Consider the following 24,453-nt stretch of genomic DNA (forward strand, 5'->3'; position numbering starts at 1 on the left):
AACAAGAAGAATACAAGGTTTAGCAGAATCGAGAAGGATGCAATCATAATTTTATACGACTATTGTGGAGGTATGGTTATCATGAGTAGAAGTTTTCTTCTTTTGTATGGAGTCGGCGGCAGTGGACCCGATCATTGGCAAAGATGGTTACAGCAAGAGCTGGTGAAGCAAGGTGAACAAGTCTATTTTCCTGATTTTCCAGACAAGGATCAGCCCGATAAGGATATTTGGCTTGACTATTTATCTTCTGTTCTTGAAGAAATTCCGCAGGAGGAAGAAGTAATCGTTGTAGCTCACAGTTTAGCGTGCATTATGTGGTTTCACTATGCGACTTCACATCCGAAACGAAAAATTCAGCGAGCGATTCTGGTAGCACCGCCTTCGCCATTTTTGAAATATGAGCCTGTGATGACGTTTTTCCCTGTACCGGATAACTTGGCTGAGATTGCAACGGTGGCGGAAAAGGCGCTGTTTGTTTTATCCTCAACAGACCCTTATTGTTCGGTAGAAGATGTTTCTCAATATTTAGATTTAGGGGTCCCTTGCGTTATGTTGTCTAAAATGGGTCACATCAACGTAGAAGCGGGCTACGGTCCATGGCCGTGGATTCTCGATGTGTGCTTAAACCAGCAAGTTACACTATAAAAGAGTGGACGAACAAGGTCCTTAATGATCAGTGATTCTGATCAAGAGGTTATAGCTCAACATTGCAAAAATTATGGTAAAAAACGAACTCATAAAGTCAGTGACCAAACTGATCCAATAATACAAACAGCGGCAACCCTGGACGCGAGAACAAAGTCCTGGACTGCCGCTGTTTTTTTTAACTATAAGGGCACTTGTTTATCCTTATTAAAAAGGTCTTACCCCATGATAACCCGTACGGTGTTTTCTGCCTGCATTTTGGTGAGAGGAATTAGGTCACCTTGAATTTCCTCACCGTTAATGACGATTTGGGTAACTCCTTTTTGTACGCTGTTCTTGTTCTCCACCTGAATGTTCAGCTTCAATCCGCGGAATTCCCGCACCATGGAGAAGTCTGTCCAGTCGGAGGGCACGCACGGATTGATCCGAAGGCCATCGATCTGCGGTTGTACTCCCATGATGCCCTCCACTAGAGAGACCATCACGGTCGAGGCAGTTCCGGTGAGCCAGTGGACATGTGCCCGGCCTTGATAGGGGCTATCTTTAGACTCAACGAACTGACCATGCACGTAAGGCTCAAGTTTGCGGATTTCGGCTTTATCGTTCATGCTAGCTGGGCTGCAGTTCAAGAAATACTCGAACGCACGTTCACCGTTGCCGATCATCGTTTCCGCCAGAATGAGCCATCCCTGTGGCTGGCTAAAGATGCCGGCATTTTCTTTGGTTGACGGGTTGAAAAGGGCCATCAGTGCTACGGGCAAACCATATTTCCGGAATGGCGGATAGAATAGCATGGTGCCATAATCGGTACGCAGATTCTCGTACACTTTGTCCATGGAGAGCTTCGCCTGATCCGGGCGGGCGGCACCGCTTAGTACGGACCAGCTTTGCGGATTCAGCCAGATTTTTGCCTCATCGTTCTCCCAGGAGCCGATCGTATAGTTATCCTCTGTAAAGCCGCGGACAAATTGATCATTCTCCCAGGCATGCTTCTGAATGTTTCCGTCCAACTCATCAAGAAGACCTTGCGCCCACTCCGCATCGCCAGGCTTGTTCTTGTTCTGTGCGATTTCAATGAATACTTTAAAGGCCATATACAGTTGGAAGGCGACGAATAGTGACTCTCCCTTAGCTCCAAGACGCAGACAATCGTTCCAGTCCGCATGAAGACCGACCGGCATACCGTGGGCACCCATTCGATCCAGGCTGAATTGAAGGGCTTGGCGCAGATGCTCGTAAACCGTGGCTTCGCCTTGGTTTGAATAGGGAATCACTTCATCCGTGAAGTCCCAGTTACCGCTTTCATTCAAATACTTGATGGTGGTCGGGAATAGCCATAAGGCATCGTCGGCACGATAATGAGGATGACCGGTCTCACGCACGTATTCCGGATCGTCGGGCGTGCCCTCATGTCCGGGGTTATGGTTGAATTTTACGAGCGGCAGACCGCCGCCGTTGGAGACCTGAGCCGAGATCATCAGCCGCAGACGCTCAAGTGCCATCTCATGATCAAGATGAATGATGCCTTGAATATCCTGCACGGTATCCCGATAGCCGAGTCCGTTACGCAGACCGGAGTATTGGAAGGAGGCCGCACGTGACCAGATGAAAGTGATGAAGCATTGATATGCATTCCAAGTGTTGATCATGTTGTTCAGATTGTCGCTTGGTGTCTGGACCTGGAAGCGGTTAAGCTTACTGTGCCAGAATGTCTTCAGCTCTTCGAGCTCCTTGTCAACAACGGACAAATCTTTATAATGGCTAAGAATTTCGGACGCGCCTTTCTCGTCATACTGTCCGAGGAGATATACAATTTCCTTCTCTTCTCCTGGCTGCAAATCCACGTTGATCTGCAGGGCACCGCAGGCATTGGTGTTATAGTTCAGCGAATTGGCACATTGGCCCTTTTCCACGGAGGACGGATTGCCGTAACTGCGGTAATCGCCGAGAAATGTATCCCGGTCGCCATCGTAGGCGGTTACCTCCGCACCTGCAGCGCCGAAAAATCTCCAGCTTTGCTCCTCGGGTGTGTTTTCGTTGATCACTTGCAGAATCTTATTGTTGTTGTAATAGGTCCGTGAAATGAACAAAGTGTATTGAAGGTTCACGGTATCCTGTTCGTAATTGTTATCGTTGGTGAATTCGACAAATCCGAAGAGTGCCAGCTTCCGGGCCTTGGAGCCATCATTGCGGACCTTCATGCGCCATACTTCGTAGGATCTGTTCAGCGGCACGTAATATAATGATTCTGTATGAATGTTGTCATAATCCGAGACGATGTTCGTGTATCCGGTTCCATGATGGCACACAGATTTGTACTGTTCCAGATCCTTGCCAACCGGCTGCCAGGAGCCGGACCAATAATCCCCGTTCTCCAGATCTCTCACGTAAATGTAGCGTCCCGGTTCGTCCTTGGAGTTGAAGTGGTACCTTATATGCCGCCCGTTTGCTCCGGATTTTACAAAGCTATAGCCTCCTGCGTTGCCAGAAATGATGGCGCCGTATTCCGGCGATCCGAGGTAGTTCGCCCAAGGTGCAGGGGTATTCGGTTTTGTAATGAGATATTCTTTGTTCTTTTCATCAAAATAACCATATTGCATAACCATTCCTCCTATTAAAGTGGTTAACTGGCCCTTTGTAAACGCGCGTTCACAAATGGGTATAATATCCAATCCCAATTTTATTATAAGATAGTTTCAGTTAGTCTATAACCCCATATTTAAGAAAAAAACAACAAAATATTGAGTGTTTTTCTAGCTCAATACACCCTTCCACTTCAGATGAATATTGCTATCTCTCTTGCCTATGGTGCTATGGTGATCTACCAAACATTTTATTTTTTGATATACGTATTTTATAAGGATTTTATTGGGATTATCTGATAAAATCACTTTATGTCGAATTATGGAGAATCTTATGTGGGAGAGCAGGATGCCTCATAAAGAAGACCATTATCATTGAAAACTAGAAGGGTGAGTGAAAGAGGTATATGATTAAAAGAAGTATGGTTTTGTTATTGGCATTATTTATTCTGGTAGGAACGATTCCTGTGTATGCAGGCGCCAGCAGCACTAACTTAGCATTAAATAAAACAGCGACAGCCAGTAGTGTATGGGGTGGCTATGCTTATGCAAGCTATGCAGTTGACGGCAATTCAGGATCGGAATGGGGACCGGCAAATACAAGTACACCTCCTTGGCTTAAGGTTGACTTAGGTTCAGTAACACAATTTAATAAGTACGCTGTAGAAACATTGACTGGTCGGTACAATAGTGCGATCAAGCTTGAAATAAGCAATGATGATTTAACGTGGGCAGAAGTAGATACAGTGTCCGGAAATACGAATGTTAAGCTCTCTAGAACATTACCTCAACCTGTCAGTGCACGATATGTGAAGGTAACGATTACAGCGTGGTCACTTTTCCCGGATATTACTGAGTTTGAATTGTACTCCGATATTCCGTCAGCGCCAACTGGATTAACGGCTACAGCAGGAGACAGCCAAGTGACGTTGAACTGGAGCGGCGTATCGAATGCAACGAGCTATGACGTCTATCAAGGATCTGCACCAGGTGTATATGACGTCACTCCGGTAGCCAATCTCACTGGAACAACTGCAACAATTGCAGGACTGACGAACGGGGAAACCTATTATTTTGCGGTTAAATCTAGTAAAAATAACGTCAATAGTGCTTACTCAAATGAAGTCAGTGCTATTCCGCAGATGCCAGCCCCGGCAGCACCGACAGGACTCACGGTGACAGCAGGTGATGGACAAGCGACATTAAGCTGGAATGGTGCTCAAGGAGCAGCCGATTACGCTCTGTACTCGCGAACTGCTGGGGATTCCTATGATCATACCCCAGTAGCAACAGTGAGTGGTGCAACCTACACCTACACGGTAACAGGCCTGACCAACGGAACAACGTACAATTTCGTTGTCAAGGCAACCAATGCCGGAGGCTCAAGCGGTAGCTCAAATGAAGTCAGTGCTATTCCGCAGATGCCAGCCCCGGCAGCACCAACAGGACTTGCGGCGGCAGCCGGTGATGGACAAGCGACACTAAGCTGGAATGGTGCTCAAGGAGCAGCCGGCTACGCTCTGTACTCGCGAACTGCTGGGGATTCCTACGATCCTACCCCAGTAGCAACAGTGAGTGGTGCAACCTACACCTACACGGTAACAGGCCTGACCAACGGAACAACGTATAAATTCGTTGTCAAGGCAAGCAACCCTGGAGGTTCAAGCGGTAGCTCAAATGAAGTCAGCGCAACGCCGCAAGTTCCAGTGCCAGGAGCACCTGTACTACTGCCTGTTACGGCGAGTAATTCGAAAGTAAGCCTTACTTGGAATTCAATTGACGGCTCCACAGGTTATAAAATTTACAAAAGTACGACTTCCGGGGCTTATGGAGCGGAAGAAGCTACGGTAAGCAGTTCAACATACAGCTATGATGTAACAGGGTTGGAAAATGGTACCCCTTACTATTTTGTTGTTAAGGCAACGAATCCGGGGGGAGACAGTGCTGCTTCCAATGAAGTGAGTGCAATACCTGTCACCGTTCCAGCATCTCCAACAAATGTGTCGGCAACAGCTGGCAATGGGCAAGCTACGATTAGCTTCGATATACCGTCAGTTAATGGAGGCAGTCCGATAACGAATTATGAAGTTATATCCTCGCCGGGAAATATCTCGGCAGTGGGCACAGCAAGTCCGATTACGGTAGAGGGACTGACCAACGGAGTCACATATACCTTTACGGTGAAGGCGGTAAATGCTCTGGGTAGTGGTACAGCCTCTGCAGCTTCCAATGCTGTGGCGCTAGTCGTGCCACCCAGTGAACCAACACCAAAACCAACAGTAATACCGACACCGACACCGACACCGACACCGACAGTAACACCAACACCAGCTGATAATGCATTCAACAGCAGTATTATTGATGAAGTGGGCTTAGTTTCAGCTATCGGGTCTAAGATAGCGGAGGCTATCAAAGCAGGTGTTAAGAATGATTTGGCTGATAGTAAAGGACACTGGGCCGAAAAGACAATAGAAACTTTCGTAAATCTTAATTTTATCCGCGGCTATGAGAACGGACAGTTTAAGCCTAATGGCAATATCACACGTGCGGAGTTCGCAATGCTTATCTCCCGGGTATTTGATATGAGCGCTACTACTGGCCCTTCAGTTGCTGTGAGTGATATTAGCAGTCATTGGGCAAAAGAAGCGATTGAAGAGCTGGTTGGTGCAGGGGTTCTTAGTGGTTATGGAGACGGAACATTCCGGCCGAACCAAGCGATCAGCCGTGAAGAAATAGCTGTTCTTGTATCACGTATTGTAAACTTGAGTGCTGTGAACAAAGATGATTCCAGGGGCGATTTTACGGATTTATCCAATGCAAGCTCCTATGCTGCCCAAGCCATTAAGGATATAGCTAAAGCGGGTATTGTCAATGGGATGAACGATGGTACCTTTAATCCTCATGGTAAGGCTACACGTGCGGAAGCAATAACGATTATTCTGAATACATTATCCCTTAATCCACAGATTAAGGATCTCTTAGATTCATTGAACTAACACTTATCGAAGGGCCGTGAATTGTGAGTTTGCTTATTCACGGTTCGGCTCCTATGATGTATGAGAAAAAGCGACCTTCATTGGTCGCTTTTTTGTATGGGTACGCCCAGCATGGGCAAAAGCATGACCTGAGATACACGAATCCAATTTGAGGCGGTCAGCCGGATGAGTCATCCCAACATGACAAAATCCAAAGGTGCCGACTAAGGGTGTCTTTTTTCATTTCAACGGCTGTTTTGGACTATACGTGGTGGTTAAAAGGCATGCTATGACACAGTTTCCGAAGTCTGCTGTTAATGGATTCAGTGAGTCTCACTGAGGCAATACAGAGACAGAAGATTTTGGCCGCCACGTAACCGGTGTAAAGAAATAAAGTGATAGACTGAAGTTTGACTCCTCGCGGATTTTTAAATTGTATTACCTTCTGATGAATCCGCGAGATCAGTAATAGACTGACCCGATAATATAAACAGCAGCAGCCATGGACGAAATAAAGTCCTGGACTACTGCTGTTTTATATTTATCGCTTTCCATTTGCTCAATTACGGGGATACACCGGTATTCACTTGCTCGCTGCTTAGCATTACATTTACTTCCATGACTTACTCCAACAATAACTCTTCGACGTTTGCTTGAACCCTATACTTTTGTACCAAGGATAAGGTTCTTCATCAGGGGCAACAAAGACGATATTAGCACCAAGCTCTTTGCATTTCTTCATGGATTCATAGATACATGCTTTGGCTAGTCCCTGATGTCTATACTTTTCTGCTGTCGCCAATGGTTCAATAAAGGCTGCCTTTGTATCCGTATCCAACCACATTCCACAAAAAGATGCATAGCTGCCATCTGGGGCTACAGCCACGGAGCAGATCTCTTGTCTATAGTCGAGCCATGCATGTTTTATAGGCAAATAGACCTCATCATCATAGGCAGGTGGTTCTCCTTCGTAATTAAATGCTCTCCATAATAAATCATTCAGTTTCTTGAAGTTGTACACTTCCTGAAGGCTCTTTATTTCAAAGCCCACAGGAATAGGGACATCTTGTATTGGTTCGGATAAAGAGTATGTCAGAGTCCTGCCTTCGTCTCCCTTGGTGTACCCTTTGGCTTCAAGGCTAGCTTGCAGTACACCTCCTTCACTTGCACCAATGTTTAAATACCTATTCCCGTTATCATCTGTACCGGCAAAGGTACTTTCTGCATATTGAAGCAAGTCCGGACAAAGCCCGGCATATTCAGGGTTAGCATATATGATTGCATCACCATACCAAGGACTGTCAAGCGAAACTCTTCCCACAATTTCACCGTCATCCTCCCAAATACCGATCTTTTCTGGATGAAACATTTTAAAACAGGGATGTTTTGAAAAACAATCCCAGGTTACCTTTCCTATATTATTAAACTCATATTTGCTTTTTCCAAGTGAGTGGCTTATTTTTTCGATGTCTCCATCTTTTAATATTCGAAAAGTTATCCCCATGATTGTTCTCCTTTTTAACTATAATTCAGTCATCTTATTTATCTAATTATATATTTTGGTAATGCATGGAGATAGGTAAAGAACGAACGATAGCCATTTTTTATCTAAGTATAGTTATTGTGTGTTTGTTATGGATAGGAAGTAAGGAATAAATCGTTCTGCTAAAATAGGATCATATAAATCAAGTGAGGTTGATCGCAGATAACGGCCAAGTGGAGAGCCTGTTCCACTCACTATGTATAGTTGCTAAATTCCGAGCAGCCCAATTAAAAGTCAAGGAGGCTTCATTATATGAGAACAGAAGCAGAGCAGCAGTCGAACGATGGCCCTAAAATCCGCAAAGAAAAAGTTATTGTTTCAAAAATGATCGGTATATATTGTAAGAAAAAACATCATAAAAAAGAGCTTTGTGAGGAATGTCAGAACTTAAATGAGTATGCTATGAAAAGACTATCCCACTGTAAATTTGGTGAAGAGAAAACGGCTTGTGCGAAGTGCTCTATTCATTGTTATACACCGGTTTACCGTCAAAAAATCAAGGAGGTTATGCGTTTTTCAGGTCCATGGATGCTGCTGTATCATCCGTTAGAGTCGATAAGGCATATCCCAATACCGGATAAGTTAAGAAAATCAACTTCACGATAGCTATCTTAGCAAGTTGGTTGGTTTCAAACCCTCCAGTAAGACACCACCCCATAGACCATTTGTTATACTGACGTCCTAAGACTTATTTAGGAGGTTAGAACATGGTATTACAGGTTAGAAATTTAACCGTTACATACGGTCAGAAAAAGGCTGTCGATCTCATTAGCTTTGAAGTAAAGCCGGGGCAAGCCTTTGGATTACTAGGTGCGAACGGGGCAGGGAAATCTTCAACCATTGCTGCAGTGCTTGGTATTGAAAAGAGCACTTATGATGAGCTTGTTATCATTGGTAAGTCACCAATACGCAATCGGAAGGAGATATTTGAACAAGTTGGGGTGCAGTTTCAAGAAACCAATTTCCAAGATAAACTAACCGTTTCCGACGCATGTGAACAATGGCGATCACTCTATAAAACAACGGCTGACTTACCTGCTTTACTACAAACCTTTGGGTTGGCAGATAAGGAACAGCAACTGGTTAAATTACTTTCTGGTGGGGAGCGACAGCGGCTGGCCGTACTCCTTGCCCTAATTCCAGAACCGAAACTGGTGTTTTTGGATGAACTGACAACAGGGCTTGATACAAAGGCACGTCGTATGCTGTGGAAGCAGCTCGCAACAATGAAGGAAAATGGTTTGGCGATTGTACTAACATCTCATTACATGGATGAGGTTGAAGCATTATGTGATGAGATATTAGTTCTGCGGGAGGGTCAAACCGTTTTTCATGGAACTATTCAGGAAGCGTTAGTCGTTAGCGGGAAAACAACGCTCGAAGACGCATATTTATTTTTGGCCGGTGAGGAGGAATACTGGGGATGAGTACAATGTTTACGCTCTTAAAAATAGAAGGTAAGCTGGTATGGAAAGGCATTGATATTTTAATTTTCGGTATATGCTTTCCGGTCATTTTGGCGGCTTTGTTTGGTTACGTGCTTAGTAAAGATGCATCGGCAGGTTCATCTAATTTTGAATTATCTTACGCAGCCGTTATCACTATTGGTGTGCTTGCAACGGGCGTAATGGGGCTACCATTAACCATTGCTGATTATCGGCATCGGGGGATTCTGAAACGGTTCCAAGTGACACCGGTATCTCCTTTACAGATTTTATTCGCCCAAGGTATCATTCAGCTTTCCTCTGCCCTTGTTTCATTTACGGGTGTTACTCTCGTATATTATTTATTTTTTGATTATCAGATAGTAGGCTCCTGGCTTATATTTTTGAGCGTATATGCCTTTGTTATTTTAGCCATGTACAGTATTGGCACTTTAATTGGCAGTGTAGTACCTGATCAAAAAGCAGCTAATATGTGGAGTTCTATTGCGTACTTTACGATGTTATTGTTCTCAGGTGCGACCATTCCATATGAAGTGATGCCACGCTTCGTTCAATGGATAATGGATATATTACCCCTGTCACATGGGATTCATTTATTAAAGCTGGTAAGCACAGGTAGAGAAACTGAGGGGATGACAGTGCCATTTTTGATTCTAGGCATTGTTACTGTGATCAGCTTGGTTGGGTCATTCAAATTTTTTAAGTGGAAGTAGGGTTGAGAGGGATGTACCAAACCAAAGAAATTGCAGCAATTGTCGGGGTACATCCCAACACTGTACGGATTTATGAAGAATGGGGATATATCTCTGCTGTTCCGAGAGGTGTGAATGGCTACCGCATGTATTCCGACTTGCATTTATTTCAACTAAAAATAGCTAGAATCGCTTTTCGTTGTGAAATTGTTCAAGGGCTCATTCGGGCAAAGGCTAGAGCCATAGTTGAAGCTAGCGGTAAAGCAGATTTTACTCAAGCACTAGAACATGCACAAGCCTATTTGTCCCATCTAGAAAAGGAATATAACCGGGCGCTAGAAGCTATTGAACTTTCGGAGCAGTGGATATGTGGAATAAAGTCTACACCTACTCACACTTATACACGCAAAGAGACTGCTCGGGTTCTGGATCTCTCCACTGAAATGATTCGAAATTGGGAACGCAATGGATTGATAACAGTCCATAGACTTTCCAATGGCTCCCGGGCATATACAGAAAATGAAATAAAACGATTGAAAATTATTCGGACCTTAAGGACGGCACATTATTCGATAAGTGCAATCCTTCGGTTGATGAATCAAGCAGAGAACATGAGGTGGACTAATCTTAATATTAAGAAAGTGCTCGACACACCAGAAGATCATGAAGACATTATTTCAGTGACAGATCGATTAGTCTATTCATTGGAACAAGCCATTGAGTCTGCAAAGGAGCTTATATTGATACTAAGGGCAAAACTGAACGTAGAGATATGACATTGTAATCATGAATCTCACGAGATGCACGCCCCCAAGACAATCGAAGAGAACGGCAAACCAAACGTAAACAATCCCCCATCCTGGTAACAAGTTAAGGGATTGTCTTTTTATTTCATATTACTTGATATGCGAAGGGGTCGTTTTTTGAATATGAACCAAAATGTCGAATTGCTCTTGAAGGGAAACATCATCATCATATTGCGGTACGTTAGGAATGATCTGTGCACCGCCATCAAAGAATGGCTGCTTTTCTTTTACCCATTGCTGCGCGGCTCCATTCAATTTGCGAAGATCTAACAGGAACTGATCGTAATGAACTTGTCCAAGCATATGATTAGAGCTCTTCTCGTTCTTCTGAATGGTATCCGCCGCAATCTTATTTTCACTGAGTGATATAAATGCTGTAAATTTGCCTTCCGTGGTGGTGGAGCCAATGGCTACATATTGATCGCCTACACGTTCTTTCAGAAACTCCCCGGCAACTTTAGGATACATCTTCTCAGTGATAACACCTTTAGCGATGTGAATATTGTGCCCCCAAATCATCGTTTTGCCGCCCAATTTTTCTTGAGCCCAAACAGCGTGCTCGGCTAGAAACTGATCATGGAGCGTCACCATGCTCGGATAGTCAGCCGGAATCACCATCTTCGTAAAATTCTCTATCACCTTAGCCGTCTCTTTCACCCAAGCTAGCTCATGTGAATCCGCCTCATTATTCGACTTCGTTTTGTCTTCAAGTAGTTTGACTACTTTTTGCGCATTCACCATATGCTTTTCTTTCACTTCAGTAGTCAGCTTCATATATTCCTGTAGATTACCTGCCACCGGTGACAACTCTTTGTAGCTTTGCTCGACTTCGGGCAGCAAATCAGGATGATGCTCCTTTACATAGTTGGTCACTTGATCGAAGACACTTTGATCCAGCATTTTTAAGTCGAGTCCGATGAATTGAATTTTCTTTTTATTTGCAGGATCAGAGTTGTATTCCCGCATCCATTCTACCATAGCGACAATCTCATCCGTTGGGTACAACAGCTTCAAAAACTCCCTAGGGTTGCCTTTGCCCGTTTGGATATACTCGTTCAACTTCAAACCGTTGCCCCAATCCTCTTCAATCCCAAAATTCGTAAAGCCTAGCTCAGTGACCAAATACTTCACGAGGCGATGCTTCATCATAAAAATCTCGGAGCTTCCGTGAGTAGCCTCCCCTAAACCAACATAATTTGCCTTCCCTATCATGTCTTTTAGCGGTTTTAAGTCATCCAATGGTTGTTTTGGATCTGATGTCTCCAGTTGCTTCGCCTGTAATTGAAGTGATTTTGCAATACTGTTTTGAGATATTTGAGCGGTCTCAACGGTTTGGGTTGTTCCTATTTGATCCGACTTTTCAGCGGGTCCATTACTGCAGCCTGCAGTTAGAGTCGCTGCACTTAGCATTACAGCAACTCCACCGTAAATCATTTTCCTTCTATTGTTCATGGTATTCACCTCTTGGATTTTTTTGAAGTACGACTCTTTCTGCATACCAGCATACGGGGTCGTCTTCAGTAGCCCAATTGTCATTCACTCACAATCATTTAAGCTAGTTACAAATCTTCACTATTTCATGTGACATGCAATGCTCGCTCGTATTGATCAGCGCCAACATATCACAAAGAAAATGATGACATGTTGTCACTGGCGGAGATGACAGCTGTGCGGTTAGTATCGGGCAGTAAGCAACCGCACCAACCTATTTGTTAAAGAGGAGCTGATTCACCTATAGAAAACCGTTGTTGACGGAAGAAGCCAAACCATACAATACCGCAATTTCACGGAGAGGAGTGATGAACCTTATGAAATCAGGTTTCATCCAAAATGGTTGTTTTTTATGTTTAACTTTCGTTACAGGCTTGTTTTACTTTTGCTTTTATATGGTAGCACTGTCGTTCAGTTTAGGTCTTTCACTTATAGGAATCGGTATTCCACTATTTACACGAGTATTGCGAACTACGACAACCTTCATCCAATTCGAACGCACGCAGACGAAAATTTATACAGATATTACGACAGCACCTTACGACAAAAAAATAACAACGGATGCATCGATTTGGGTTCATGCCAAATTAGAACTAACGGATCGTCGCAATTGGCTCGCCGTCTTTTGGTTAATGCAGAAGTTGGTGATCGGACTTGTCAGTCTCGTCAGCGTAGCCGTTCTCTATTTAACACCTGTTGCATTCCTGCTGGCACCAATTTTGTATCGATACATCGATATGAATGTCATTTTCATGCAAGTAGATACTTTTGCGAAATCACTCCTTATCATGGTTCTGGGAGCGGTGCTTGCCGCAATAAGCGTCAAGTTGAGTGAACGGTTGGCGAAAACATTCGGAGGCTATACGCGCACCATGATTCAACAGCTTGACCGATAACTATTTTTTTGGCCTTTATGCAGGTGACGGAGCGTAAACAGCCAATTACACACTGTTCAAAGGTTTGGGTTATAATACTATAGGAAAAAAACAGATAGCTGCTTAGGGGTTGAAGGAATTGCTGGAAATGATCAAAAAATGGTTTTGGTATGATTGGATTATGCTTGGGCTCCGCGTTATTACTAGTGTTTCGCTCATTCTTACGACGATCAGATTTCAGGAAGGTCTAGTACTGCCTTTAGGGATCGTTATTTTTTGGGAGATTGCCGCTTTCTTCATTCCCTGGGCTTGCTTGCAGCTTAACTACAAATATTATTTATTCACAGAGATACTGCTCTTTGGCGGGCTATGCGTACATTTAACCTCGTTGTTTCCAGAAGCTTTCCCTTCATTTCTTGTATCCGTCTTTCTGATCGCAGCGAATAGCGCTCGTCTGTCCTATCATTGGACGGCACCTGCAACGGTCCTGGTAATACCCGGAATTTTTTATGTTGTTTCGCCAAATTACAGCTATTGGATCATGGTAATCTACTACGGACTTGCTTATGTGATGGGGTTCGCTTTTCATTTATTGACCGTCAATCATCGGCAAAATGAAACGATCCGTAAGCAAAACGCGGTGCTTGAGCAATATATGTCCCAAATCGAGCGTATTACGCTGGCAGAAGAACGAAACAGGCTGTCGAGAGAGCTTCACGATACTGTTGGTCATGCATATACTTCCATCATCATGGGAATGGAAGCGTTCCGGTCCGAGCTTGCTACTGAAAAGGGTATACAGAGGCTGGATTCCTTGCTTGAGTTGGGCCGCAAAAGTATAGAGGAGGTGAGGGGCTACTTGCATCAAATGGAGTCTTCAGAGCCGTCGCTTTCCTTGGTCCAGTCTCTCCAAAAGCTTGGAGATGAATTTCAGGAGCATGCCCGGGTCGAGGTAAACTTTCGTGCGTTCGGAGAGGAGTCCCGACTGTCCCGACAAGCGAAAATGGCGTTCATTCGCTGTTTGCAGGAGTCGCTTACGAATGCAGTTCGTCACGGTCAGGCGACGGATATCACCGTTTCTTTGCAATTTGGGCACCAAGATACAAGATTGGAGGTGCACGACAATGGAAGAGGGATGGAAGAATGGCAGGAGGGCTTCGGCATGAACGCGATGAAGGAGCGGGCCATGAATTTGCAAGGTCAAGTGCTCGTCTATACGAAACCAGGGGACGGTACGCTTGTCACCTGTACGTTGCCGCGACAAGCGGAAATGGAGAACGACCTTATTCAGCTGATGATCGTCGACGACCAACCTTTTATTCGGGAAGGTCTGCAGTTGCTGCTCGACAAGTACCAAGACTTGAAGGTAGTCGGCTCGGCAGAGGATGGCGAACAAGCCGTCGACCTGTGCGGACGCCTCCAGCCTCACGTAGTGCTAATGGATTTGGATATGCCACGCATGAATGGAGCCGAGGCAACCAAAATGATTAAGCAGCAATGGCCGCATATTCGCGTATTGATTATCACGACGTTTCAGGATGCGGAGCAAGCGTTGGACTTACTGCGCAGTGGTGCGGACGGCTTCCTGCTAAAATCAGCCGAACCGTTAGAGCTGGCCGATACCATACGGCTTGTTCACAGAGGCGGTACATTAATCGATCGAGGAATGTCCCACGAAATATTCAAGAAGCTCGATAAGAGCGTCGACTCAACGCCATTGAAAGCCACCAACGACTATGATCTGACTAACAGGGAAATAGAAATATTGCAGCTTGTTGCCAAAGGGCTCCGGTACAAGACGATAGCGTCCAAGCTGTATTTGTCAGACGGCACGGTCAGAAACTACGCCTCCTCGGCCTATATTAAGCTAGGAGTAAGCAACAAGGAAGAAGCCGTCCAGAAAGCATTGGAGAGCGGGATCATCGAAGGACAAAACTGAAAGAACAGTCAACCGATTCTGAGCAGATTGTAGTGCGAGATGGTAGTTGCTTTTCATACAAAAAGCCTCTCCTTTGGTGGTTGTTTCGTGCCACCATTCTTAGGAGAGGCTTATTTAGCAATTGTATTAAAATCTGCCGTAGAATGCATTCCGGTAAATGTCGGCAATTTCTTTGACAAGCGGCATGCGGGGATTGGCTGTTGTGCATTGGTCCTCGAAGGCGCGGTCGGCCAGATAGTCGACTTTGGATTCGAAATCGGATGGAGCGAAGCCGAGATCCTGGAATTTCTCAGGAATGCCAAGGGATTGGTTCAGCTTGCGGATAGCCATAATCAAGCTGTTCACACCCTCTTCCGTGGTGCGGGCGTCCATTCCCAGTATTCTGGCGATTTCTGCATATCGTTCATCGGCGATGAAATAGTTATATTTCGGAAATGATGCAAATTTTGACGGCTTCTGGGCATTATACCGGATAACATGCGGCATCAGAATCGCGTTCGTCCGCCCGTGCGCCGTATGGTATTCACCGCCCCATTTATGCGCCAAGCTGTGGTTGATGCCAAGGAAGGCGTTGGCAAAAGCCATGCCTGCGATCGTTGACGCATTATGCATTTTCTCACGGGCAAGCGGGTCCGCCGTATGGAAGGATTTCTCCAGGTACTGGAATACCAGCTTAATGGCGTGCAGTGCCAATCCATCGGTATAGTCACTGGCCATGACGGAAACGTAGGCTTCAATGGCATGCGTCAGCACGTCCATTCCTGTATCTGCGACCGCTACTTTTGGCAGGGAATACACAAGCTCCGGATCAATGATTGCCACGTCTGGCGTCAGTTCATAATCCGCAAGCGGATATTTAGTATGTCCATCTTTTTTATCTGTGATTACCGCAAACGAAGTTACCTCCGAGCCGGTTCCTGAGGTTGTCGGGATCGCAACGAATTGGGCTTTGACCCCTAATCGAGGATATTTGTAGACCCGTTTACGGATGTCCAGAAACTTCTGTTTTAGCGAATGGAAGCTGGTATCCGGGTATTCGTAAAAGAGCCACATCGCCTTCGCCGCGTCCATGGGCGAGCCGCCCCCCAGTGCAATGATGCAGTCGGGCTGGAAGTTTTCCATCATGCGGGTTCCGCGTTCCACTGTTTCTACAGACGGATCAGGCTCGACATCAGCGAATATTTCAACCGAAACAGGATTAGTGCGTTTTCGCAAGTAATATTCGATTTTTTCCACGTATCCGAGCTTAACCATCATGGCGTCCGTAACAATAAGCACCTTGGAGATGTTAGGCATTTTCTCAAGATACTGTGTGGACCCTTTTTCAAAGTAGATCCTAGGCGGAATTTTGAACCACTGCATATTTACCCTCCGGTAGGCGACACGTTTGATATTGATCAGGTTCACTGCAGTTACATTGGAGGTGGTTGAGTTTTTGCCGTAAGATCCGCAGCCTAAGGTGAGTGACGGTAGATTGGTGTTGTAAATATCGCCGATAGCCCCCTGTGTTGAAGGAGAATTGACAATCACACGTCCGGTCTGTAACCGTTCCGCGAAGGCCTCAATCACCTTATTGTCCTTAGAGTGAATTACAGAAGAGTGTCCCAGCCCGCCAAAAGTGACGATTTCCGCTGCACGATCAATGCCTTGTTCGGCAGAGGTTACCTTATAACAGGCCAGAACCGGGCTCAGTTTCTCAGCGGATAACGGGAAGTCCGTTCCCACACCCTCTAATTCGGCAATAAGAATTTTCGTGTGCTCAGGGACTTGAATACCGGCCATCTCGGCAATTTTGTAAGCGGACTGACCGACAATAGCGCCATTGACCGCACATTTCTCCCCGGTGATTACCAAACCTGAGACCGCTTCTGTTTCCGTTTGATCTAAAAAATAGCAGCCGTTGTCCGTCATCAATTTGCGGACCTGGTCATACACCGGTTCCTCAATGATGAGGGCTTGCTCAGAAGCACAGATCATCCCGTTATCGAATGTTTTGGAAAGAATAAGATCGGTGACCGCTTGTCGGAGGTCGGCTGTTTTCTCAATAAAACAAGGTACATTTCCGGGTCCGACGCCTAGTGCGGGTTTACCAGTACTATAGGCGGCCTTTACCATGGCTGAACCACCCGTGGCGAGGACCAAGGCTACATCTGGATGGTTCATGAGCAGCTGTGTCGCTTCGAGCGACGGATTCTCGACCCACTGTACACAGTGAGGCGGCGCTCCTTCTGCTACGGCTGCCTCCAGCAGCGTTTTTGCCGATTCGCTGCTGCATTTCTGCGCGGAAGGATGAAAAGCAAAAATGATGGGATTTCGCGTCTTCGTGGCGATCAGTGTTTTAAAGATTGTCGTAGAGGTAGGATTCGTAACAGGCGTTACTCCAGCTATAATGCCAACCGGTTCGGCTACCCGCTGGAAATTCTCATAAAGATTTTCTTCAATAATCCCGACGGTTTTGTTATTTTTGATGCTGTTATAAATGTATTCTGATGCAAAAAGGTTTTTCGTGATTTTATCTTCGTATACGCCGCGTCCAGTTTCTTCAACCGCCATCTTGGCGAGCAGCATATGCTTATCCAGTCCTGCGAGTGCCATGGCCTGCACAATGCGGTCAATCTGCTCTTGATTCATGGACAGGTATGCTTCTTGCGAAGCCCTGGCACGTGTAACCAGACGGTTGACCTCATCCTGTGCGGTAAGCTTCTTATCGGTGATGCTCTCGTTGCCTCCTGCTTGGCTTTCTGTAACAGCCATCATTTTCCCTCCCTGACATTGTACTCGTTTTTAACAAGTACAGTTTTACCTGCATTCGGGTTATTATCCCCGTTCCCAGTCTCTACCGTTTAGACCCGTGTGAAAAGTGGCGATATCCCCCATACTACCCATTGATGTACCTTCTATATATTTACCAAGATGGATCATACTAAGCACAGTCCATAACCATGACAATGGAATAAAGGAGGAAGCATCACGATGCAGGCATGGGAAGGTTTTAAATCAGGAAATTGGCAGGAAGAAATCGATGTCCGCCAGTTCATCCAGCTCAACTACGAACCCTATGAAGGGGATGCGTCTTTTCTGGCGGGGATAACGGAAGCCACGCAACAGCTCTGGGAGCAGTTCATAGAGCTCGCCAAGCAAGAACGTGACCAAGGCGGAGTCCTGGATATGGATACAGAGGTGGTTTCCAGCATAACTTCGCATGAACCCGGTTATTTGAATAAGGAGCTTGAGGTAATCGTGGGTCTTCAAACGGACAAACCGTTCAAGCGGGCTCTTCAGCCTTACGGCGGTATCCGAATGGCCAAAAATGCTTGTGAATCCTACGGTTATGAGCTGGACCCGGAAATCGAGCATATTTTCTCCACTTACCGGAAAACTCACAATCAAGGTGTATTTGACGGTTATTCGCCTGCCATGAGTCTCGCCAGAAAAGCCGGCATTATTACAGGGCTTCCGGATGCGTATGGCCGGGGGCGAATTATCGGCGATTACCGGCGCGTAGCCTTATACGGTACGGATTTTCTGGCTAAAAGCAAAAGAAACGAGCTCTCCTTCTTCGACGAACACACGATGACTGAAGATGTAATTCGGGCACGTGAAGAAATCGCTGAGCAGCTTCGCGCCCTTTCAGAGCTGAAGCAGATGGCGGCCAGCTATGGATTCGATATTACCAAACCGGCGGAGACCGCGCAGGAAGCTTTTCAATGGCTGTACTTCGGATATCTTGCCGCAATCAAGGAGCAGAACGGGGCTGCTATGAGCCTTGGCCGCACCTCCACCTTTCTGGACATTTATATAGAGCGTGACCTGAAGAAGGAGAAGTTAACGGAGCAAGAGGCACAGGAGCTCGTCGATCATTTTGTCATGAAGCTGCGCATGGTGAAATTTGCAAGGACACCTGAATATAACTCACTGTTCAGCGGCGATCCGACATGGGTGACCGAGTCGCTTGGAGGTATTGGTCTGGACGGTCGCCCGTTAGTTACAAAAACCACCTTTCGATTCCTGCATTCGCTTGAGACGCTCGGTCCATCGCCGGAACCAAATTTGACCATACTCTGGTCCACCCGGCTCCCTCAGAAGTTCAAGGAATATTGTGCGCGCATGACGATTCAGACCAGCTCTCTTCAATATGAGAATGATGATTTAATGCGGACTTATTTTGGTGATGATTACGGGATTGCCTGCTGTGTGTCCGCTATGCGGATCGGGAAGCAAATGCAATATTTCGGCGCTCGGGCGAATCTGGCCAAAGCGCTGCTGTATGCGATTAACGGCGGTATGGATGAGCAGATGAAGGTGCAGATTGCCCCGCCCATGCGGCCGATTCTGTCGGACAAGCTGGACTTTGACGAAGTGATGGCCGCTTTCGACCATACGATGGAATGGCTGGCAGAACTCTATATCAACACCTTGAATGTAATTCACTACATGCACGATAAATACTGTTATGAACGCATTGAGATGGCGCTTCACGATCAGGAAACAATGCGGACAATGGCGACAGGGATTGCAGGACTGTCGGTCGTCACCGATTCGCTCAGTGCCATAAAATATGCAGGCGTTCGCCCGGTTCGGGATGAGAACGGTCTTGCTGTCGACTATATCGTTGAGGGGGAATATCCTGCTTACGGCAATAACGATAACCGTGCCGATGAGATCGCGATTGACCTCGTCAAGCGATTTTATCGCAAGTTGAAGAAACACTCAACATACAGGCAGGCAAAAACCACGATGTCTGTACTGACGATTACCTCCAATGTCGTATATGGGAAGTTGACCGGGAATACCCCGGATGGGAGAAAGAAGGGCGAGCCATTCGCCCCGGGAGCGAATCCGATGCATGGCAGAGACAAGAAAGGTGCGATTGCATCATTAAACTCTGTAGCAAAGCTTCCGTATGAGTACGCCTTGGATGGCATATCGAATACATTCTCGATTATTCCGGGTGCTCTTGGGAAGAACGAACAGGATCGAATCCATAATCTGACCGCGCTGCTTGACGGGTATACAGCCAAGGATGGCCACCATCTCAATATAAATGTGTTTGACACCAAAACCTTGCTTGATGCGATGGAGCATCCGGAGGAGTATCCGCAGCTCACGATACGAGTGTCAGGTTATGCGGTTAATTTCATTAAACTGACGAGAGAGCAGCAGCTTGATGTCATTAACAGAACCTTTCACGAAAAAATCTAACGGGGGAAGCGCGGCCCGTCGATTTACTGATCCAAGCCTTGGCTCCATATGAAGTAAACAAAAGACACCTCTCCGGGTGTCTTTTTACGTGGGTAACTGATTTCTCAAAAGCAGCTTACTGCAACAACTCTGCCACAAGCTTCAATAGTTTTTCCTCGCTCAGGGTTTTGTCGCCGTAACTGGTAACCGTAAAATATGCATCATACTTTTCGTTATACCAGGTCAGGTAGTTATGCTGCTTATCCGACCCTATTCCCATGGTATTGACGATGACGTCTGTTCCGGCTACAGTAATTTTGTTCGCCTGCTCCTCCGCTCCCTGCCATACCCTCATGTCTCCGCCGTGCATCATGTGAGCGGAAATCCCCAGGAACCCGCCGTCTTTCGCATACGAGGCACTGACCGAGATCGGACTTGTCCACGGCACGGATTTCATGAACAATTGCTGCCCTCCGGTCGCTTGTTCCGCTTGAGTGCGCAGCTCATTGAGCGTTCCCAGGTATAGTTCCTGCTGCATCATAGGCGAATTATACGGAAAGTCGGGTTCAACGGTACCATTTTGAAAAGAGTATCCCTCCGGCGCTTCCGGCAGCATAGGTGCTCCGGTTCGGCGAATCTCTGCGGAGAAATCCGCATAGGCGGTTAGGCGCTGTTCCTTATGCACAAATTTCAACGCTTCCGCCGCTTCTTTTGCCGCATCCTCTTTGACATAGTAACCAATTAATTCACCCGGTTTAGCAAAAGCGAGTGCTTTAGCCTCCATCTGCTGCCTAAGCTTGTTATTCACCAAATGGCCCGTTTGTTGCACTGGCTCCGGCTCCATGTACTGCACCTTCACCTCGCCTCTGCTGTTACGGATCTGAATATATTCCGCAGCAGCATATGCTGTCACGGAGAGCAGCAGGAATACCATAAGCAGACTGAACAATGCTGTAGGTTGGCGCAGTTTTCCCTTCCACGCGCCAGGGTGAGTGCGTGCCAGTCCAAGCCGCTCTACCCGTTCCATCACTTGCGTTTCTACATCAATCGCCTCCAGCGGATTTTGACCAGCTGAGGCTTTAATTATATCTTGGTATTCATGGCTGATTGCGGTTCGTCCCACAGCTTTTCCTCCTCCGATTCCATGACCTGCTTCACTTTCTGCTTGATGCGGTTCATTCTTTTGTTCAGCGCATTCGGGCTGATCTTCAGGATCTCACTCATTGCCGCATAACTCTTCTCCTCGAATACCCGCAAAATCAAGAGATTACGTTCCTCCAGCGATAACTTGGCCAAGGCCGCTGCCAAAGAGGGTTTGTAAAGCCGGTCATCCAGCTCTTGTTCGGGGCTCCCCACAACTGTCTCCGGCCGAAAAATCTGCATCACCTGACGGTGCAGCCTGCGCCTGCGCAGCAGATTCAGGCAATGATTATAGGCAATCCGATACAGCCAAGCCGAGAACTGTACAGTAGGCTTGTACTGATGAATCGCCTGATACGCCTTCACCAGTATTTCCTGGACCGCATCCTCAGCATCCTGCCTGTTCCCTAGCAGACGACAGCAATAGCCGTAGATGGGCTGCTGAAAAGCTCTGACAATGAGAGCATACTGTCCGCTATTCCCTCTCTGAATCCCGAGGATCAACTGCTCCAATTCTCTGGAGTCCATCACATCATCCGACGTTGATAACACCTCCTCAAGCTGTATATCTCTATAACACCCGGCCCTTTGAAAAAGTGCCGTAACCTCTTAAATAAAATAATTTTTCTGCACAATATTATGTAGCTAAACCCAACGAACAGCAGCTCACTTACATTTGTATCGACGGAAACAGTATTATCGGTGTAACAGATTCTGGTTTCACTGGCTCCAAGGTGGCCTTGTTATACCTCTCCTTCCGATAATAAATGAAGACACCCCGCAAGGTGTCTTTTTTATTCAACCAAACAAAGCGAGCTGCGAAAAGTCCCACTTGCACCTTGAAAAAGAGCCAATGTCACTGTCCCAGCTTTTGAGTTTTTACCAGCATTTCCCGTAGAACATGGGCGACTTGGCTTTTTCGGCCTCTTGCTTTCTTTTCTATCCTGCGTAATGACCTTTGGCGCTTTAGGAGATTGTTTTGATAATAGAATTTCTTTGCCGCAATCCGTAGTGTTCTTCTCAACATGACTGCTGAGGAGCGTGTTAGCTTAGAGCGGAATCCTCTGTGTAAGATGCGCAGCGTCTCTTTGTATTTCTCTAAATCCTCAGATGGAGGTACGAGGGCGAATAAATTTAAAGAGGAGTCATTGAAGCCGTATTGTTTATACATGATCCTCAGATTATCCGTATTAAAAACATTTCCTCGCAAGTGGGTTGGGTGCTCCTGGTGATATCCAATAACCTCCTTGATGCTGCGAAAACGGATTTTCAACCGATGCAGCCTATAGCCAAGGTCCCAGTCTTCAAGCCCATAGAGCACAAACTGTTCATTAAAACCTCCGATACGAGTCAACTGGCTGCGCCGTATGGCCACGCAACGAGTGACGAGCAACATCCAGGGAGCTATATCCGTTTTGGCAAATTGCTGTCTCGTATCGGGTGGAACCTTTGTGGTGAAAACAACTTTTGACAAAGCCTCCGTGTGGTGAAGGATATCTTCCGGTGTGATTAGCGGGATAATGTCAGCTGCTATCTCAAATTCGGGATTCCATAAGCTGGATGGTGAGACTGTATTGCGAAACTGTTCTTTTTCTTCCGGAGAAAAGTCAGGGTAGTAATGGGTATAAGCATCGTCCCACGAATGGGGGATACCAGAAAGCACGGCTTTGGGATATTTACGGTGATAGCGGCGCACAGTGCTGATGAATTCAGGCAACACCAAAAAGTCAGCATCGCAGAAAATAATATATAGCCCTTTTGCATGCTGCAGCCCCAAATTTCTAATGGCAGATCGGCCGCGTTGTTCCGGATGGGATACATAATTAAGCTGATAGGAAGCTTGGAAGCCTTCGACCATTTCCCTCGTTCCATCTGTAGAGCCGTCATCAGCCACAATCACTTCAAAATGCTGCTTCGGATAGGTCTGTGTTTCAAATGAAGCGAGTGTGAGCAACAACTGCTGGTGTCGATTATAGGTTGGAATGATGATGCTGTAACGGATACTCAGTGTGATCTCCCCCCACCATTTAGTGAAAGCCCTCGAATCGGATAAATAATAACAATATATTCAGGGACTTTAGCCTGGTCTAGTCAGATGCCCTATATGGCTCGAATTAGGCTTGGAAGGGTACCATTTTATAAAAAGCTGCAAAGATCCCGTAGGGGGCTTGCGATGGTTTAGGTTATCTACTTCGTACAAAATAATAGTTTTCCGATTTAATCTTTACGCCTAAGCGTACCACGTATAATTAGCAAATATGCTACGCTTGTTCATATCCTCAGAGGATTAAATCTTTCAAAGGAGGCCCCCATGCCAAAGATCCTCGAGTCCCTATACCACGGTAGCTTATTCCCTAACGAGGACATTATCTCCAAAGACCCCAATTATCGCCCTATCAACAGGCAAATCACCGAGTCTCTGGAAGCTTGGAAGCAGAAGCTGTCCGCAGGGGAGTTTGAGGAACTGGAGTCTTTATTGGAGCTGTATTCTCAGGCCCAGGGAATGGAGATGACGGCTGCGTTTATTTGTGGTTTCAAGACCGGGGCGGCGATGATGATAGAAGTTCTAGTCGATGACTAAGAGTAGCGAAGCCCAGATCTTTAAGGTTTCCGAGATAGCCTTCTTACATAAACTTTCACCTCGAGACACCAATCAAGGTGTCTTTTTCGTCTGCAAATTTATTTTCCTATTGACTTAAACCATGATTTAAATCGTATGCTAATCCTGTCGACATGGAAAGATCAGATTTGGAGGCCTTCAAAATGAAGTATGTTTCGATTGGTGAGGCTTCGGCCACCTATCATATTCCGGAATCCACGTTAAGGTATTATGAGAAGCAAGGTTTGTTGCCTTTGATGGAGCGGGATGCTGCCGGCAGGCGGTTATTCTCGGAAATGCAGATGGCGCTGCTTGAAACGGTGCTTCGCTTGAAGCAGACACACATGCCCATCCACGATATCAGGAAATATATAGCTTGGGTCATTGAAGGGGAGAGCACCACTGAGCTCCGGCTTGGGATGATGACGAAGCACAAGCAGGCGGTGCTGGATGAGATTGCGTCTATGACAGAAGCTTTGCAGGGTATTGATGTGAAAATTACCCGGTATACTGAGCGTTTGCAGAAAAATAGATCATAGA

The 24,453-nt window shown here is 46.2% G+C and carries 18 protein-coding genes; 11 read left to right on the forward strand and 7 right to left on the reverse strand.

Features of this window, described 5'->3' with window-relative positions; all coding sequences use genetic code 11:
• The first annotated feature begins 81 nt into the window (after positions 1 to 81).
• Complete coding sequence (locus A3848_RS30305; protein WP_074088745.1) at positions 82 to 645, forward strand: RBBP9/YdeN family alpha/beta hydrolase; 564 nt, start codon at positions 82 to 84, stop codon at positions 643 to 645.
• 218 nt (positions 646 to 863) lie between these two features.
• Here the strand turns inward: A3848_RS30305 and A3848_RS30310 are convergent, their stop codons facing one another.
• Positions 864 to 3,245, reverse strand: coding sequence for a glycoside hydrolase family 94 protein (locus A3848_RS30310; RefSeq protein ID WP_074088746.1), 2,382 nt, complete (start codon positions 3,243 to 3,245; stop codon positions 864 to 866).
• 416 nt (positions 3,246 to 3,661) lie between these two features.
• Here A3848_RS30310 and A3848_RS30320 point away from each other — a divergent pair, with 416 nt between their 5' ends.
• Complete coding sequence (locus A3848_RS30320) at positions 3,662 to 6,223, forward strand: fibronectin type III domain-containing protein (protein ID WP_256702599.1); 2,562 nt, start codon at positions 3,662 to 3,664, stop codon at positions 6,221 to 6,223.
• 589 nt (positions 6,224 to 6,812) lie between these two features.
• Here A3848_RS30320 and A3848_RS30325 read toward each other — a convergent pair.
• Entirely contained in the window at positions 6,813 to 7,706 is an 894-nt protein-coding gene (locus A3848_RS30325; protein ID WP_074088747.1) for a GNAT family N-acetyltransferase, read from the reverse strand.
• A 291-nt stretch (positions 7,707 to 7,997) separates the two neighbouring features.
• Between A3848_RS30325 and A3848_RS30330 the strand changes: the two genes are divergently transcribed.
• The 4 genes from A3848_RS30330 to A3848_RS30345 all read left to right on the forward strand — a co-directional run bounded on the left by A3848_RS30330 (position 7,998) and on the right by A3848_RS30345 (position 10,658).
• The gene (locus tag A3848_RS30330) at positions 7,998 to 8,351 is read left to right on the forward strand and encodes a nitrous oxide-stimulated promoter family protein (RefSeq protein ID WP_074088748.1); all 354 of its coding nucleotides are present in this window, start codon (positions 7,998 to 8,000) and stop codon (positions 8,349 to 8,351) included.
• Between the two features lie 101 nt (positions 8,352 to 8,452).
• A complete protein-coding gene (locus A3848_RS30335; protein ID WP_074088749.1) occupies positions 8,453 to 9,172 on the forward strand; it encodes an ABC transporter ATP-binding protein in 720 nt (239 codons plus the stop codon).
• Positions 9,169 to 9,903: an ABC transporter permease gene (locus A3848_RS30340; protein ID WP_074088750.1), complete on the forward strand. Its 735-nt coding sequence runs from the start codon at positions 9,169 to 9,171 to the stop codon at positions 9,901 to 9,903. Before A3848_RS30335 ends, A3848_RS30340 begins: the two co-directional genes overlap by 4 nt.
• Positions 9,904 to 9,914: 11 nt before the next feature.
• Entirely contained in the window at positions 9,915 to 10,658 is a 744-nt protein-coding gene (locus tag A3848_RS30345; protein ID WP_074088881.1) for a MerR family transcriptional regulator, read from the forward strand.
• Positions 10,659 to 10,778: 120 nt separating this feature from the next.
• Here A3848_RS30345 and A3848_RS30350 read toward each other — a convergent pair whose 3' ends face one another.
• Positions 10,779 to 12,140 carry an erythromycin esterase family protein gene (locus A3848_RS30350; RefSeq protein WP_074088751.1) on the reverse strand — a complete coding sequence of 454 codons (1,362 nt, stop codon included), beginning with the start codon at positions 12,138 to 12,140 and terminating at the stop codon, positions 10,779 to 10,781.
• 356 nt (positions 12,141 to 12,496) lie between these two features.
• On the opposite strand from A3848_RS30350, the gene A3848_RS30355 reads away from it, so the two are divergent.
• Together A3848_RS30355 and A3848_RS30360 are read left to right on the forward strand one after the other, a co-directional pair.
• A complete protein-coding gene (locus A3848_RS30355) occupies positions 12,497 to 13,075 on the forward strand; it encodes a sensor domain-containing protein (RefSeq protein WP_074088752.1) in 579 nt (192 codons plus the stop codon).
• Positions 13,076 to 13,193: 118 nt separating this feature from the next.
• Positions 13,194 to 14,993 (forward strand): helix-turn-helix transcriptional regulator, encoded by a 1,800-nt coding sequence (locus A3848_RS30360; protein ID WP_074088753.1) that lies wholly within the window; start codon positions 13,194 to 13,196, stop codon positions 14,991 to 14,993.
• A gap of 126 nt (positions 14,994 to 15,119) precedes the next feature.
• Here the strand turns inward: A3848_RS30360 and adhE are convergent, their stop codons facing one another.
• Positions 15,120 to 17,747: a bifunctional acetaldehyde-CoA/alcohol dehydrogenase gene (adhE, locus tag A3848_RS30365; protein ID WP_074088754.1), complete on the reverse strand. Its 2,628-nt coding sequence runs from the start codon at positions 17,745 to 17,747 to the stop codon at positions 15,120 to 15,122.
• Positions 17,748 to 17,966: 219 nt separating this feature from the next.
• Between adhE and pflB the strand changes: the two genes are divergently transcribed.
• Positions 17,967 to 20,195, forward strand: a complete 2,229-nt coding sequence (pflB, locus tag A3848_RS30370; RefSeq protein WP_074088755.1) for a formate C-acetyltransferase — start codon at positions 17,967 to 17,969, stop codon at positions 20,193 to 20,195.
• Between the two features lie 115 nt (positions 20,196 to 20,310).
• Here the strand turns inward: pflB and A3848_RS30375 are convergent, their stop codons facing one another.
• The 3 genes from A3848_RS30375 to A3848_RS30385 form a co-directional block, all read right to left on the reverse strand.
• Entirely contained in the window at positions 20,311 to 21,297 is a 987-nt protein-coding gene (locus A3848_RS30375) for a hypothetical protein (protein ID WP_074088756.1), read from the reverse strand.
• Positions 21,258 to 21,842 carry an RNA polymerase sigma factor gene (locus A3848_RS30380; protein WP_074088757.1) on the reverse strand — a complete coding sequence of 195 codons (585 nt, stop codon included), beginning with the start codon at positions 21,840 to 21,842 and terminating at the stop codon, positions 21,258 to 21,260. Before A3848_RS30380 ends, A3848_RS30375 begins: the two co-directional genes overlap by 40 nt.
• 328 nt (positions 21,843 to 22,170) lie before the next feature.
• Positions 22,171 to 23,322, reverse strand: coding sequence for a glycosyltransferase family 2 protein (locus tag A3848_RS30385; RefSeq protein ID WP_074088758.1), 1,152 nt, complete (start codon positions 23,320 to 23,322; stop codon positions 22,171 to 22,173).
• Positions 23,323 to 23,625: 303 nt separating this feature from the next.
• Between A3848_RS30385 and A3848_RS30390 the strand changes: the two genes are divergently transcribed.
• Together A3848_RS30390 and A3848_RS30395 are read left to right on the forward strand one after the other, a co-directional pair.
• Positions 23,626 to 23,895 carry a DUF6809 family protein gene (locus tag A3848_RS30390; RefSeq protein WP_074088759.1) on the forward strand — a complete coding sequence of 90 codons (270 nt, stop codon included), beginning with the start codon at positions 23,626 to 23,628 and terminating at the stop codon, positions 23,893 to 23,895.
• A gap of 182 nt (positions 23,896 to 24,077) precedes the next feature.
• On the forward strand, positions 24,078 to 24,452 hold the full coding sequence (locus tag A3848_RS30395) for a MerR family transcriptional regulator (RefSeq protein ID WP_074088760.1): 375 nt from the start codon (positions 24,078 to 24,080) through the stop codon (positions 24,450 to 24,452).
• The last annotated feature ends 1 nt before the right edge of the window (position 24,453 follow it).

The sequence above is a fragment of the Paenibacillus sp. P32E genome, from assembly GCF_001909085.1.
Classification (GTDB): domain Bacteria; phylum Bacillota; class Bacilli; order Paenibacillales; family Paenibacillaceae; genus Paenibacillus_AQ; species Paenibacillus_AQ helianthi.